The following is an 11,916-nucleotide window of genomic DNA, read 5'->3' as shown; positions in this document are numbered from 1 at the left end:
TCATGAGGGAGCGCGCGATGGCGAACATGCTGAAGGACAAGGTCGTGCTGGTGACGGGCGCCGGCGGCGGCATCGGTCGCGAGATGGCGCTGCTGGCGGCGCGGGAAGGCGCCCATGTCGTGGTCAACGACCTCGGCGGCGCGGTCGACGGCGAGGGCGGCGGCAGCACGACGCCGGCGCAGAAGGTCTGCGACGAGATCGTGGCGGCCGGCGGCAAGGCGGTGCCCAACGGCGACAGCGTGGCCGACCCGGCCGGCGCCGAGCGCATGATCAAGGCCGCGGTCGAGAATTTCGGCAAGATCGACGGTGTCATCAACAATGCCGGCATCCTGCGCGACCGCATCTTCCATCGCATGAGCCACATGGACTGGAAGATGGTGATCGACGTGCACCTGAACGGCGCGTTCAACGTCAGCCGCGCCGCCGCCAACTACTTCAAGGAGCAGAAGTCGGGCGCCTTCGTGCACTTCACCTCGACCTCCGGACTCGTCGGCAATTTCGGCCAGGCCAACTACTCGGCGGCCAAGATGGGCATCATCGGCCTGTCGCGCTCGATCGCGCTCGACATGGCGGCCTTCAACGTGCGCTCGAACTGCATCTCGCCGTTCGCCTGGACCCGCATGATCGGCACCATCCCCGCCGACACCGAGGCGCAGAAGGCGCGCCTGGAGCGCTCCAAGAAGATGACGCCGGCCAAGATCGCGCCGATGGCGGTGTTCCTGCTCTCCGATGCCGCCGACGGCATCTCCTCGCAGATCTTCGGCGTGCGCATGAACGAGATCATGCTGTTCAACGCCAACCGGCCGGTGCGCTCGGTGCACAATTCCGAGGGCTGGACGCTGGAGGACATCGCCGAGCATGCGGTGCCGTCGATGAAGCCCTTCTTCACCGACCTCAAGCGCTCGCCCGAGTACTTCACCTGGGATCCGATCTGATCGGCCGGGCAGCCCCGCGTCCGTCCGGGCGCGGGGTTGGTACCGTTGTTGCTATTGCCGTGACGAACAGCCGGAGAACCCGAGACGATGGCCGAGCCCCTGAAGAACGAACCGAAGATCGATCCCAAGGAGGTCCTCGAAGGCATCGTCGAGTGGATCAACATCGAAAGCCCCAGCCATGACGCCAAGGCCGTCAACGTCATGGTCGACAAGGTCGAGGGCCAGTTCCGCGACCTCGGCCTGAAGCTGGAGCGCATTCCCGGCCGCGACGGGTTCGGCGACATCCTGGAATGCAGGACGGCGCCGGAGATGAGCCTGGGCGAGGGCAAGGGCATCCTGGTGCTCGCCCATCTCGATACGGTGCATCCGATCGGCATGATCGAGAAGGACCTCAAGGTCCGCCAGGAAGGCGACAGCGTCTTCGGCCCGGGCATCTACGACATGAAGGCCGGCGGTTACATCGCCTACTACGCGCTGCGCCACCTGATCCGGCAGGGCAAGAAGACGAAGCTGCCGGTGACCTTCCTGTTCATCCCCGAGGAGGAGGTCGGCAGCCCGACCTCGCGGGCGCGCATCGAGGAGGCCGCCCGCGGCCACAAGTACGCGCTGGTGATGGAACCCGGCCGCGACGGCGACCGCGTCGTCACCTCGCGCAAGGGCGTCGGCCGCTTCACCCTGACGGTGAAGGGCTCGGCGAGCCATGCCGGCGTGCGCCACGAGGACGGCCGCAGCGCCATCCACGAGATGGCCAAGCAGATCATGCGCATCGAGGCCAAGACCGACTATGCGCGCGGCGTCACCTGCAATGTCGGCCTGATCAAGGGCGGCAGCGGCGTCAACGTCGTTCCGGCCGAGTGCCGGATCGAGGTCGACCTGCGCGTGCCGACGCCGCAGCTCGCCGAGGAGCTGACCCACTGGTTCCTGAACCTGGAGCCGATCGGCAAGGACGTCACCCTGACGGTCGAGGGCGAGATGAACCGCCCGCCCTACCAGAAGGATGCCGGCATCGCGGCATTGTTCGAGAAGGCGCAGGCGATCTACCGCGAGATCGGCAAGGAGCTGAACGACGTCCCGCTGACCGGCGGCGGCAGCGACGGCAACTTCACCGCCGCGCTCGGCATCCCGACGCTCGACGGGCTGGGAGCCGACGGCAAGGGCGCCCATGCCGCCTACGAGCAGATCTACTATTCGTCGCTGATGCCGCGCACCTATCTCTGCGCGCGGCTGCTGGAGACGCTCGAGTAGCGTCCGCCGCGCCGGGCGCTCAGCGCAGCAGCGCCAGCGCGCCTTCCCACAGCGTCCGCACAATCTCCGCGGCCGGCTTGGCCGGCGCGAGTCGCGCCGCCTGGCCGGCCCAGGCCTGCAGGCGCTCGATGTCGTCGCCGCGGGCGGCCGCCTCGCGCATGGCCTGCGTCAGGCCGCGCTGGACGGGGTAGGGCGCCGGCTCGGGGGCGTCGGGCGCCGCCGCGGCGCGGACATAGGCGGTCGCCACGCCGCGCCCCGGACGGCCGGAGAAGGCGCGGGTCACCATCGTCTCCTCCGGCTGGACTCGGCCGAGCGCCTCGGCCCAGGCGGGCGAGATCTTCGCCTCGGGACTGCGCAGGAAGCCGGTGCCGACCTGCACCGCCGAGGCGCCCAGCAGCAGGGCGGCGGCGACGCCGCGCGCATCGGCGATGCCGCCGGTCGCGACCACGGGCACGCCGACGGCATCGACCACCGCCGGCACCAGCGCGAACAGCCCGACCAGTTCGTCCTGGGCCCTGGCAGGCTCGAAGGCGCCGCGATGGCCGCCGGCTTCCATCCCCTGGGCAACGATGACGTCGGCACCGGCGGCCTCGGCGGCCCGCGCTTCGGCCACCGTCGTCGCCGTGGCGAACCACTTGATGCCGCGCGCCTTGAAGCGCGCCACGAGGTCCGGCGGATAGAGTCCCATGATCGACGAGATGACCGCCGGCCCCGCCTCGATCATCGCCTCGCACTGGGCGGCGAAGTCGGGCGGCGTCACGTCGCCGGCCTCGGGCGCGACTTCGGGCCCGAAGCGGGCGAGGAAGGCGCGGACCGCCTCCTCGGCGGCGGCGTCGCGCGATGGCGCCGGATCGGGAATCCAGAGGTTGAGGCTGAAGCCGCCGTTGCTGCCGGCCCGCATCTCGGTCGCCCACGCCTTGATGGCGGCGGGCTGCATCAGGAGGGCGCCGCAGGCGCCCATGCCGCCGGCATTGGCGACGGCGATCGACAGCGACGGCGGGCAGGCGCCGGCCATCGGCGCCAGCAGGATCGGCACCCGCAGGCCGTGGGCGGCGCAGAAGGCCTCGGCGCGGACGAGGGCGGGAGAGGGCATGGCGGGTTCCTGGTGCGTGTGCGGGCGGAGACTGAGCCGCAGCGGACGCGGCGCGTCAAACGCCGGTTCGCGGCCTCGCGGCGGCGCGCAGGGTCAGGCGACGGTCGCCTTCAGGAGATCGCGGATCGCCTGGACCGTCTCGGCCGGCGCCTCCTGGGGCACGTTGTGGCCGATGCCGGGGAGCAGGCGGCGCTCGTAGGAGCCGGTGAAGTGCTTCGCCTGGGTGTCGCTCGCCGGCGCCGGGCCGACGCCGTCATGGCCGCCGTGCAGGTTGATGGTCGGCACGCCGATCGTCGGCTGCCCCGCGAGCGCGGCCTCGATGTCGAGCAGCGCCGGATCCCCGGGCGCATAGCCGTAGCGGTGGCGATAGGACTGGATCACGACCTCGACGAAGTCGGGATTGTCGAACGAGGGCGCGCTGCGCTCGAAGGTCGTGCTGTCGAAGCGCCACTCCGGCGACCAGAGCTGCCACAGCAGGCGGCATATGTCGCGGCGGTTGCGGGTGAGGCCGGCGCGGCCGCGCTCCGTGTGGAAGTAGTACTGGTACCAGAACCGATGCTCCTGGGCGGCCGGCGCGGGATCGCCCGAGGCCGCGATGTTCTGGATGTTGTAGCCGGTGGCGCTCACCAGCCCGCGCACGCGGCCGGGATGGAGCGCCGCGACGATGCAGGCCGCGCGCCCGCCCCAGTCGTAGCCGGCCAGCGTGGCGCGCCCGAGGCCGAGCGCGTCCATGAACTGCAGCAGATCGTGGCCGAGCGCCGCCTGCTCGCCGGATCGTGGCGTCGCGGGCGACAGGAAGCGGGTCGGCCCGTAGCCGCGCAGGTAGGGGACCAGCACGCGGCAGCCGTCGCGGGCGAGCGGCGGCGCCACCTCGTCGTAGGCGCGCACGTCGTAGGGAAAGCCGTGCAGCAGGATCACCGGCTCGCCGCTGCCCTGCTCCTCGTAGGCGATCTCCAGGACGTCGGTGCGCACGGTCTTGATCGGCATGGCGGCAGCATAGGGAGACGGCACAGCCCTGTCGATTTGTTGCAGTAGTTACGCAAGCACTCTAGATTTCTCGCGGACGGGGAGACGATATCGATGATGACGAGGATGATGGCGGCCGCCGCGATTGCGTTGGCCGTGGGCAGCGCAGTTCCGGCGGCGGCGCAGCAAACGACTCACGGCTGTGCCTGCCTGCACAACAAGACGGGCGTGCCGATCAGCTACCGCTACAAGTGGGGCGAGGGCGAGTGGCACACCGTCAAGCTCCAGCCGAACTACCAGAACTGGATCTGCTGGAAGTACGCGAGCGGGCAGAAGAGTTCGCCCAACCTCCTGTTCCAGCTCGACGTCGACATGTCGAAGGGCAGCGCCTGGACGACCTACGCGATCACGCGCGTGCAGACGGCGGGCGCGAGCTGCCAGGCCGTCGGCAAGGGCGGCCACTACGACGTCAGCTACCGGCCCAACACGAACAACGCCTTCATCCAGGTGACGCGCCGGCCCTGAGGCTGGCGCGCCGTTCTGCGGCGCGGTATCGGCCGCGTTGACAGGTCCGGGACCCGCGCCCACGCTTCGCGAAAAAGCGGAGGAAAAGCATGGCCCGGTTCGATCGCGTCATTCGCGGCGGCATGATCGTCGACGGCAGCCGCCTGCCGCGCTTTCGTGGCGACATCGGCATCAAGGACGGGCGCATCGCCGAGATCGGCCAGATCGGCGCCGGCGAGGCCGACGAGACGATCGACGCCGGCGGGCTGATCGTGGCGCCGGGCTTCGTCGACCTGCACACGCACTACGATGCGCAGCTCTTCTGGGATCCATACTGCACGCTGTCGAGCTGGCACGGCATCACCTCGGTGGTGATCGGCAACTGCGGCTTCGGCTTCGCGCCGGTGCGGCCGGCCGAACGCGAGCGGGCGATGCTGACCATGACCCGCGTCGAAGCCATCCCCATGGCGTCGATGCAGGCGGGCATGCCGTGGAGCTGGGTGACCTTCCCCGAGTTCCTCGACGCCGTCGAGGCCGCGCCGAAGGCGGTCAACATCCTGCCCTACATGCCGGTGTCGCCGCTGCTGATCTGGGTCATGGGCTTCGAGGCGGCCAAGGCCGGCAAGCTGCCGACGCCCGAGCAGCACGCCGAGATCAGGCGGCTCCTGCACGAGGCGATGGACGCCGGCGCCTGCGGCTGGTCGGCCCAGCGCATGCTGCCGACGGGGCCGGCGGCCGTGCAGCGCGACCATGACGGGTCGGCGATGCCGACCGACGTCATGCACGACGAGACCTGCCGCGAGCTCGCCCGCGTGCTCGCCGAGCGCAACGACGGCTTCATGCAGATGCTGCTGGTGTCGGGCGACAATGCCCGCGACCAGGCCTTCTACGAGGAGGTCGCCACCTTGAGCGGCCGGCCGGTGATCATGAACGTGGTGCAGGCCTTCGACCACAGGCCGCACATCCACCGCCGCGTGCTCGACTGGCTGAGGAGCTGCCGCGAGCGCGGCATCCGCGTCGTCGGGCAGGGGCTGACGACCGATGCGGGGTTCACCTTCACCTTCGAAGACTGGAACCTGTTCGACGATTCGCAGCCCTGGTGCGACGCGACGACCGGCACGCGCGAGGAGCGGCTGGCCAAGCTCGCCGATCCGGCCCGGCGTGCCGCGCTGCGCGAGAACCTTCCCATCACCGCGACCGGCCCGCTGCCGCAGATCGCCATCGTCGGGCCGAAGCTCGAGAAGAACGGGAAGTGGCTCGACTACACGCTGGCCCATGCCGGCGAGAGGATGGGCAAGCATCCGGTCGACGTCATGCTGGACATGGCGGTGGAGGAGGATCTCAAGACCGAGTTCTTCGCGGCGCCGCCCAACGGCAAGATCGAGCACCTGAAGGAGCTGGTCGACGACCCGTACGTGCTGTTCGGCGTCAGCGACGGCGGCGCCCACACCAAGTTCCTCACCGCCGGCCGCTATCCGACCGAGACGCTGTGCAAGGTCGTGCGCGAGCACCGGATGCTGAGCCTCGAGGAGGTGCACTGGCGGCTCTCGGCCCTGCCGGCCGAGGTCGCGGGCTTCCGCGGCCGCGGCGTGCTCAGGAAGGGCGCGCCGGCCGACATCGTGGTCTACGACTTCGACGGGCTGCGGGTGCTGCCCGACGAGATCGCGCACGACCTGCCGGGCGGCGAGTGGCGGCGCGTCCAGCGCGCGCAGGGGTACAGGTACGTGCTGGTGAACGGCGAGGTCACGATCCGCGACGACCGCCCGACCAACATCCATTCCGGCCGCCTGCTGCGCCACGGCAACGGCTAGTACGGAGCGCGGACCTCCAGGTCCGCTCAAGATCATGATGCGGACCTGGAGGTCCGCGCTCCGCCACATGTCGTCCGGCGCCATGCCTTGCGCGCCGCACGAAGAAGGGGCGGCCGTCGCCGGCCGCCCCGTTTCTAACGTTCCAGTCCCTCAGGGGGCCGGGCAGGGGTAGACGTTCATGTCCGGGCCGAGATCGTAGGGCGGCGGGATCTGGGCCAGCGACGTCACCTGCGGGGACAGCGCCCAGTCGAACGCCCGCTTGAAGCGGGTGCAGAACTCCTTGTCGGTCGGCGCCCGCTGGGCCGTGCGGTTGGCGAACTCGGTCACCAGCACGTCGACATTCAGGCGCTTGGCACGGGCGAGCTGCTGCAGGCTGCGTGCATTCGAGGCGAGATCGGACTGGAACTTGCTCAGGAACTGCGCGTACTGCGATTCGTACGCCCGGCGGCCGCCCGCCATCTGGCACTGCAGCGTGCCGACAGTGAACTCCTGCTGCACCATGCGAGCCCGGAAGGTCGTGATGTCGGTCTGATTGTAGCAGATGCCCCGGATGGATCCGGCGGCCGGCGAGGCGCCCACGGGCATCTGGTAGTCGGCTGCCGGCGGCTTGTTGACGGGCGCAGACGTCTGGGCCTGGTTGAAGGGGCACCCTCCCAGCATCAGTCCGCCTGCGACCAGGACGGCTGCCTGCACGATTTTATTGATCATCCGCACACTCCCAACGCGTTGGCCGGAAACCGCCAGCGGGTACAACACTTGGGGGCTCGTTTCAAATCCAAATACCGTGTGTTCCCCAGATGACGTGGCGAGTCATGGTGTCGCGCCGTTGCCGGTCATGCGGCCTCCAGCGCCGCCCGGACCAGGGGCAGGCGGTCGTTGCCGAAAAACATCCGGTCGCCGACGAACAGGCTGGGACTGCCGAAACCGCCGCGGGCGATCAGCTCGTCGGTGCTCTCGCGCAGCCGCGCCTTGCAGCCGGGCGTCTCGATCTCGGCGAAGAAGCGTTGCCGGTCGAGCCCGGCGCGGGCCGCGACCTCCGCCAGCACCTCGTCGCGGGAGATGTCGAGGTCGTCGCCCCAGTAGGCCTCGAAGGCGGCGGTCGCATAGGGGACCAGCCGGTCCTGGTCGAGGGCGGCGAAGGCGCCGCGCATGCATTTCACGCTGTTCACCGGGAAGACCCTGGGCGGGAAGACGATGCGCAGGCCGTAGAGCGCGGCCCAGTCGGCGAGGTCCTTCAGCATGTAGGCCTGCTTGCGCGGGTTGGGCCTGGCGCGGCTGTCGTAGACCGTCTGGTTGACGGCGTTGAACACGCCGCCCACCAGGATCGGCTTCCAGGCGATCTCCGCGCCGAGCTCGGCAGCCAGCGGCTGCACGGCGTGGAAGGCGAGGTAGGTCCAGGGGCTGGAACAATCGAAATAGAAGTCGATTCGGCGCGCCATTTCGTCCCTCCGCGGCGGGTTGGCCTTGTCGTTGCCACAACCCGCCAATATGCTTCAATTCCATGAATGTAGCGGCTGAAAAGCCCAAAAAGAGTGATCGCAACAAGATCGCGATCATCGTGCACCAGGAGCAGTCGCGGCCCGGTCGGGTCGGCGCCCTCCTCGAACGCCGCGGCTACGCGCTCCATCGCCTCTGCCCCAATCTCGGCTGCCGCCTGCCCGAGGACATGTCGGAGTATGCCGGCGTCGTGATCTTCGGCGGCCCGATGTCGGCCAACGACTGCGGGACGCTGGCGGGCATCAAGTCCGAGCTCGACTGGATTCCGCGGGTGGTCGAGGCCGGCGTGCCCTTCCTCGGCCTTTGCCTCGGCGCCCAGCTCCTGACCCGCGCCGCCGGCGGCAGGGTGGGCGGCCATCCCGACGGCCAGGTCGAGATCGGCTATGTCGAGATCGAGCCGACCGCCGCCGGCCGCGAATGGTTCCGGGCGCCGATGAAGGTCTACCAGTGGCATCGCGAGGGCATGCAGATCCCGGACTGCTGCCAGCTCCTCGCGACGAACGACACCTATCCGGTCCAGGGCTTCCGCTGCGGCGCCAATGCCTTCGGCTTCCAGTTCCATCCCGAGGTCACGCTGGAGATGAAGCAGCTCTGGACGCTGAAGGCGGCCGAGCGGCTGAAGCTTCCCGGCGCCCAGCAGCGCGGGGTCCATCTGTCGATGCACGCGCTGTACGATCCGCCGCTCGACCGCTGGATCGACGGCTTCCTCGACCGCTGGCTGGCGACCGACACCCGCCCCCACTAGGCGCCTCATGGCCCCCCGCCCCGGCTTGCGCTAGGGTCGCTCCCCAGTCTGGGGAGGCGTGATGATATCCGGTGCTCTGATCTTCGTCCTGGCCTTCGTGGTCGTGGCGCTCGTGCTGGTCTTTGCCGGCGTCAAGACGGTGCCGCAGGGCAGCAACTGGACCATCGAGCGCTTCGGCCGGTACACGCGCTCACTGACGCCCGGCCTGCACCTCATCATCCCGTTCATCGACACGATCGGCCGCAAGATGAACATGCAGGAGAACGTCCTCGACATCCCGTCGCAGAAGGTCATCACCAAGGACAATGCGACGGTGCAGGTCGATGCCGTCGCCTTCTACCAGGTGATCGACGCCGCCCGAGCCGCCTACGAGGTGCAGAACCTCCACCTCGCCATGACCAACCTCGCGCTGACCAACATCCGCAGCGTGATGGGCAACATGGCGCTGGACGAAGCCCTGTCCAAGCGCAACGAGATCAACAACATCCTGCTGGCCGTGATCGACCAGGCGACCGGCCCATGGGGCGTCAAGGTCCTGCGCCTCGAGGTCAAGGACATCGCCCCGCCCGACGACATCGTGGTGGCGATGGGGCGGCAGATGAAGGCCGAGCGCGAGAAGCGCGCCACAATCCTCGAGGCCGAGGGCGTACGCGAATCGAGCATCCAGCGGGCCCAGGGCGAGAAGCAGTCGGCAATCCTGACCGCCGAGGGCCGTCGCGAGGCCGCCTTCCGCGACGCCGAGGCGCGCGAGCGGCTGGCCGAGGCCGAAGCCAAGGCAACCGCGGTCGTCGCCGAAGCGATCGCGGGCAACGGCGTGCAGGCCACCAACTACTTCCTCGGCACCAAGTATGTCGAGGCGCTGAGCAAGATGGGCTCGGCCAACAATTCCAAGGTGTTCTTCCTGCCGGTCGAGGCGTCCGGGATCATGGCCTCGATCGCCGGAATCGGCGAACTGGCCAAGGAGGCGCAGGCCCGAGGGGCCGAGGCCGCTGCGCGGTCCCGCGGCTCGGTGCCGACGTCGGGCTGAGCCATGGGGTTCACCATCCTGTTCTGGTACTGGTGGGCACTCGCGGCCGTGCTGCTCGTCCTCGAGATGGCGCTGCCGGGCGTCGTCTTCCTGTTCCTGGCGATCGGCGCAGCGGCCTCGGGCGCCTTCCTGCTGGTGGCGCCCGGCCTGTCGCTCGAGCTTCAGCTCTTCGTCTTCGCCGTGATCTCGGTCGCCTCGGCGGTCGTGCTGCGGCCCACGCTCAAGCGCCTGCAGCGTGGCCGGCCGGCCGATGCCACGCTCAACGCCCGCGGTGACAGCCTGATCGGAAAGATCATCGTCCTGGATGCGCCGATCCTGGGCGGCCAGGCGCGCGTGAAGCTGGGCGACGGGAGCTGGACGGTGACGGGACCGGACATGGCGGCCGGCACACGCGTGCGCGTCGCCGCGGTGAGCGGCACCGAACTCCGGGTCGAGCCGGCGCCCTAGTGCGCACTAGAGTCGTCGTCCCGACCGGAGCGCGAAGCGCGAAGCGGAGGGACCTTCGGTCAACGATTAGCGGCTTGTCGCGGAGACAAGGTCCTTCCACGCGGCCCTTCGGGCCTTGGTCGGGACGACGAGATTGAAGCAACCTCGGCGTCTATGGATCTACGCCTCGAGCGGTCCCCGGCCGTCGAGGAAGGCGTCGAGGCGGTCCTCTTGGCGCGGCAGGTCGAAGCCCTGGCCGGCGATCCAGTCGTCGCTGTAGTAGGTATGGCCGTAGCGCTCGCCCGAGTCGCAGATCAGGGTGACCAGCGAGCCGCGCTCGCCCGCCGCCTGCATCCGCGCGGCGATCACGCAGAGGGCGAAGAAGTTGGTGCCGGTCGAGCCGCCGACGCGGCGGCCGAGGCGACGCGACAGCACGCGCATGGCGGCCAGCGCCGCCTCGTCGGGCACGCGCATCATCCGGTCGATCACCTGGGGCAGGAACGACGGCTCGACGCGCGGCCGGCCGATCCCCTCGATGCGCGAGGCGCGGTCGCAGGTCGCCGTCCTGTTGCCCGCGGCATAGGCCTCGAAGAAGGCGGAGAACTCGGCGTCGGCGACGCAGAGCCTGGTCGCCAGCCGCTTGTAGCGGATATAGCGGCCGATCGTTGCCGTCGTGCCGCCGGTGCCGGCGCTCATCACGATCCAGGCCGGGACCGGGTGCTCCTCGCGGCTCATCTGCTCGAAGATCGATTCGGCGATGTTGTTGTTGCCGCGCCAGTCGGTCGCCCGCTCGGCGTGGGTGAACTGGTCGAGGTAGACGCCGCCCAGCTCCGTCGCCAGGGCCTCGGCGGCGGCGTAGATGCCCTTGCCGTCGGCGACCAGGTGGCAGCGTCCGTGCTGGCGCTCGATCTCGCGGATCTTCTCCGGCGAGGTGGCGGCCGACATCACCGCATGGAAGGGCAGGCCGAGCATGCGCGCGAAGTAGGCCTCCGAGATCGCCGTCGAGCCGGACGAGGCCTCGACGATCGGCGTGTCGTGGCGGATGCGGCCGTTGCAGATGCCGTAGAGGAACAGCGACCGCGCCAGGCGATGCTTGAGGCTGCCGGTCGGATGCGTGGACTCGTCCTTGAGGTAGACGTCGATCCCGGCGAGCGCCGGCAGGTCGAGCCGCAGCAGATGGGTATCGGCCGAGCGCCGCTGGTCGTTCTGGATGCGCTCGATCGCCTTCCGCGCCCAGGCGCCGTCGTCGTTGTGCGCCGCCGCCTCGCCGAGAAGCCCGGAACCGGTCATGGCCGGCGTTGCCAGACGATCTTCTGGCGGCGGCCGCTGCCGGCGCGGAAATCCGGGCCCGACAAGGTCAGCATGTTGCCCTCCCGTGCGATGAGGCGGGTCGTCGTGACGCCGACCAGGGTCGGATCGGTCGCGATCTCGATGGCGTGATACACCGTGTCGCCGCGCACCTCGTAGCGACCGGCATAGGCGAAGCTCGCGGCCGGCTGGCCCGTTCCCATCAGGGTCGCGCTGACCCAGCCGGTCGTCGGGCCGTCCGGCGTGTAGAGCAGCAGGCCGCGCACCGCGAGCCCCAGCGGGAATTCGCTCGGCCGGCCGTCCTCGTATTCAAGCGACCAGCTTTCGAGGCCCCAGGCGCCCGCCAGGTCGCGTGCCAT

At 69.6% G+C, this 11,916-nt stretch carries 13 protein-coding genes; 7 read left to right on the top strand and 6 right to left on the bottom strand.

The window, feature by feature from the left end:
- Window positions 1-17: 17 nt before the first annotated feature.
- Window positions 18-935: an SDR family NAD(P)-dependent oxidoreductase gene (locus ACO073_RS22160; protein ID WP_422000357.1), complete on the top strand. Its 918-nt coding sequence runs from the start codon at window positions 18-20 to the stop codon at window positions 933-935.
- A gap of 87 nt (window positions 936-1,022) precedes the next feature.
- The gene (locus ACO073_RS22155; protein WP_422000355.1) at window positions 1,023-2,180 is read left to right on the top strand and encodes a M20 family metallopeptidase; all 1,158 of its coding nucleotides are present in this window, start codon (window positions 1,023-1,025) and stop codon (window positions 2,178-2,180) included.
- Between the two features lie 19 nt (window positions 2,181-2,199).
- Here ACO073_RS22155 and ACO073_RS22150 read toward each other — a convergent pair whose 3' ends face one another.
- Complete coding sequence (locus ACO073_RS22150; RefSeq protein ID WP_422000353.1) at window positions 2,200-3,273, bottom strand: NAD(P)H-dependent flavin oxidoreductase; 1,074 nt, start codon at window positions 3,271-3,273, stop codon at window positions 2,200-2,202.
- A 93-nt stretch (window positions 3,274-3,366) separates the two neighbouring features.
- The gene (locus ACO073_RS22145; RefSeq protein WP_422002193.1) at window positions 3,367-4,254 is read right to left on the bottom strand and encodes an alpha/beta fold hydrolase; all 888 of its coding nucleotides are present in this window, start codon (window positions 4,252-4,254) and stop codon (window positions 3,367-3,369) included.
- Window positions 4,255-4,353: 99 nt separating this feature from the next.
- Between ACO073_RS22145 and ACO073_RS22140 the strand changes: the two genes are divergently transcribed.
- Both ACO073_RS22140 and ACO073_RS22135 read left to right on the top strand, forming a co-directional pair.
- Window positions 4,354-4,764 carry a hypothetical protein gene (locus ACO073_RS22140; protein WP_422000352.1) on the top strand — a complete coding sequence of 137 codons (411 nt, stop codon included), beginning with the start codon at window positions 4,354-4,356 and terminating at the stop codon, window positions 4,762-4,764.
- An 89-nt stretch (window positions 4,765-4,853) separates the two neighbouring features.
- A complete protein-coding gene (locus ACO073_RS22135) occupies window positions 4,854-6,554 on the top strand; it encodes an N-acyl-D-amino-acid deacylase family protein (protein ID WP_422000350.1) in 1,701 nt (566 codons plus the stop codon).
- A gap of 150 nt (window positions 6,555-6,704) precedes the next feature.
- On the opposite strand, the gene ACO073_RS22130 is transcribed toward ACO073_RS22135, so the two are convergent.
- The gene (locus ACO073_RS22130) at window positions 6,705-7,262 is read right to left on the bottom strand and encodes a hypothetical protein (protein ID WP_422000349.1); all 558 of its coding nucleotides are present in this window, start codon (window positions 7,260-7,262) and stop codon (window positions 6,705-6,707) included.
- A gap of 125 nt (window positions 7,263-7,387) precedes the next feature.
- Complete coding sequence (locus tag ACO073_RS22125; RefSeq protein WP_422000347.1) at window positions 7,388-7,993, bottom strand: 2-hydroxychromene-2-carboxylate isomerase; 606 nt, start codon at window positions 7,991-7,993, stop codon at window positions 7,388-7,390.
- A gap of 62 nt (window positions 7,994-8,055) precedes the next feature.
- Between ACO073_RS22125 and ACO073_RS22120 the strand changes: the two genes are divergently transcribed.
- The 3 genes from ACO073_RS22120 (at window position 8,056) to ACO073_RS22110 (ending at window position 10,270) form a co-directional block, all read left to right on the top strand.
- Entirely contained in the window at window positions 8,056-8,796 is a 741-nt protein-coding gene (locus ACO073_RS22120; RefSeq protein WP_422000345.1) for a glutamine amidotransferase-related protein, read from the top strand.
- A 61-nt stretch (window positions 8,797-8,857) separates the two neighbouring features.
- Complete coding sequence (locus ACO073_RS22115; RefSeq protein ID WP_422000343.1) at window positions 8,858-9,823, top strand: SPFH domain-containing protein; 966 nt, start codon at window positions 8,858-8,860, stop codon at window positions 9,821-9,823.
- A gap of 3 nt (window positions 9,824-9,826) precedes the next feature.
- The gene (locus tag ACO073_RS22110; protein WP_422000341.1) at window positions 9,827-10,270 is read left to right on the top strand and encodes an NfeD family protein; all 444 of its coding nucleotides are present in this window, start codon (window positions 9,827-9,829) and stop codon (window positions 10,268-10,270) included.
- Between the two features lie 159 nt (window positions 10,271-10,429).
- Here ACO073_RS22110 and ACO073_RS22105 read toward each other — a convergent pair whose 3' ends face one another.
- Window positions 10,430-11,539: a PLP-dependent cysteine synthase family protein gene (locus tag ACO073_RS22105; RefSeq protein WP_422000340.1), complete on the bottom strand. Its 1,110-nt coding sequence runs from the start codon at window positions 11,537-11,539 to the stop codon at window positions 10,430-10,432.
- On the bottom strand, window positions 11,536-11,916 hold the full coding sequence (locus ACO073_RS22100) for a lipocalin-like domain-containing protein (protein ID WP_422000338.1): 381 nt from the start codon (window positions 11,914-11,916) through the stop codon (window positions 11,536-11,538). Before ACO073_RS22100 ends, ACO073_RS22105 begins: the two co-directional genes overlap by 4 nt.

This window comes from Reyranella sp. (assembly GCF_965229815.1).
In the GTDB taxonomy this organism is placed as follows: Bacteria; Pseudomonadota; Alphaproteobacteria; order Reyranellales; family Reyranellaceae; genus Reyranella.
This window is presented reverse-complemented; position numbering and strand designations above follow the sequence as displayed.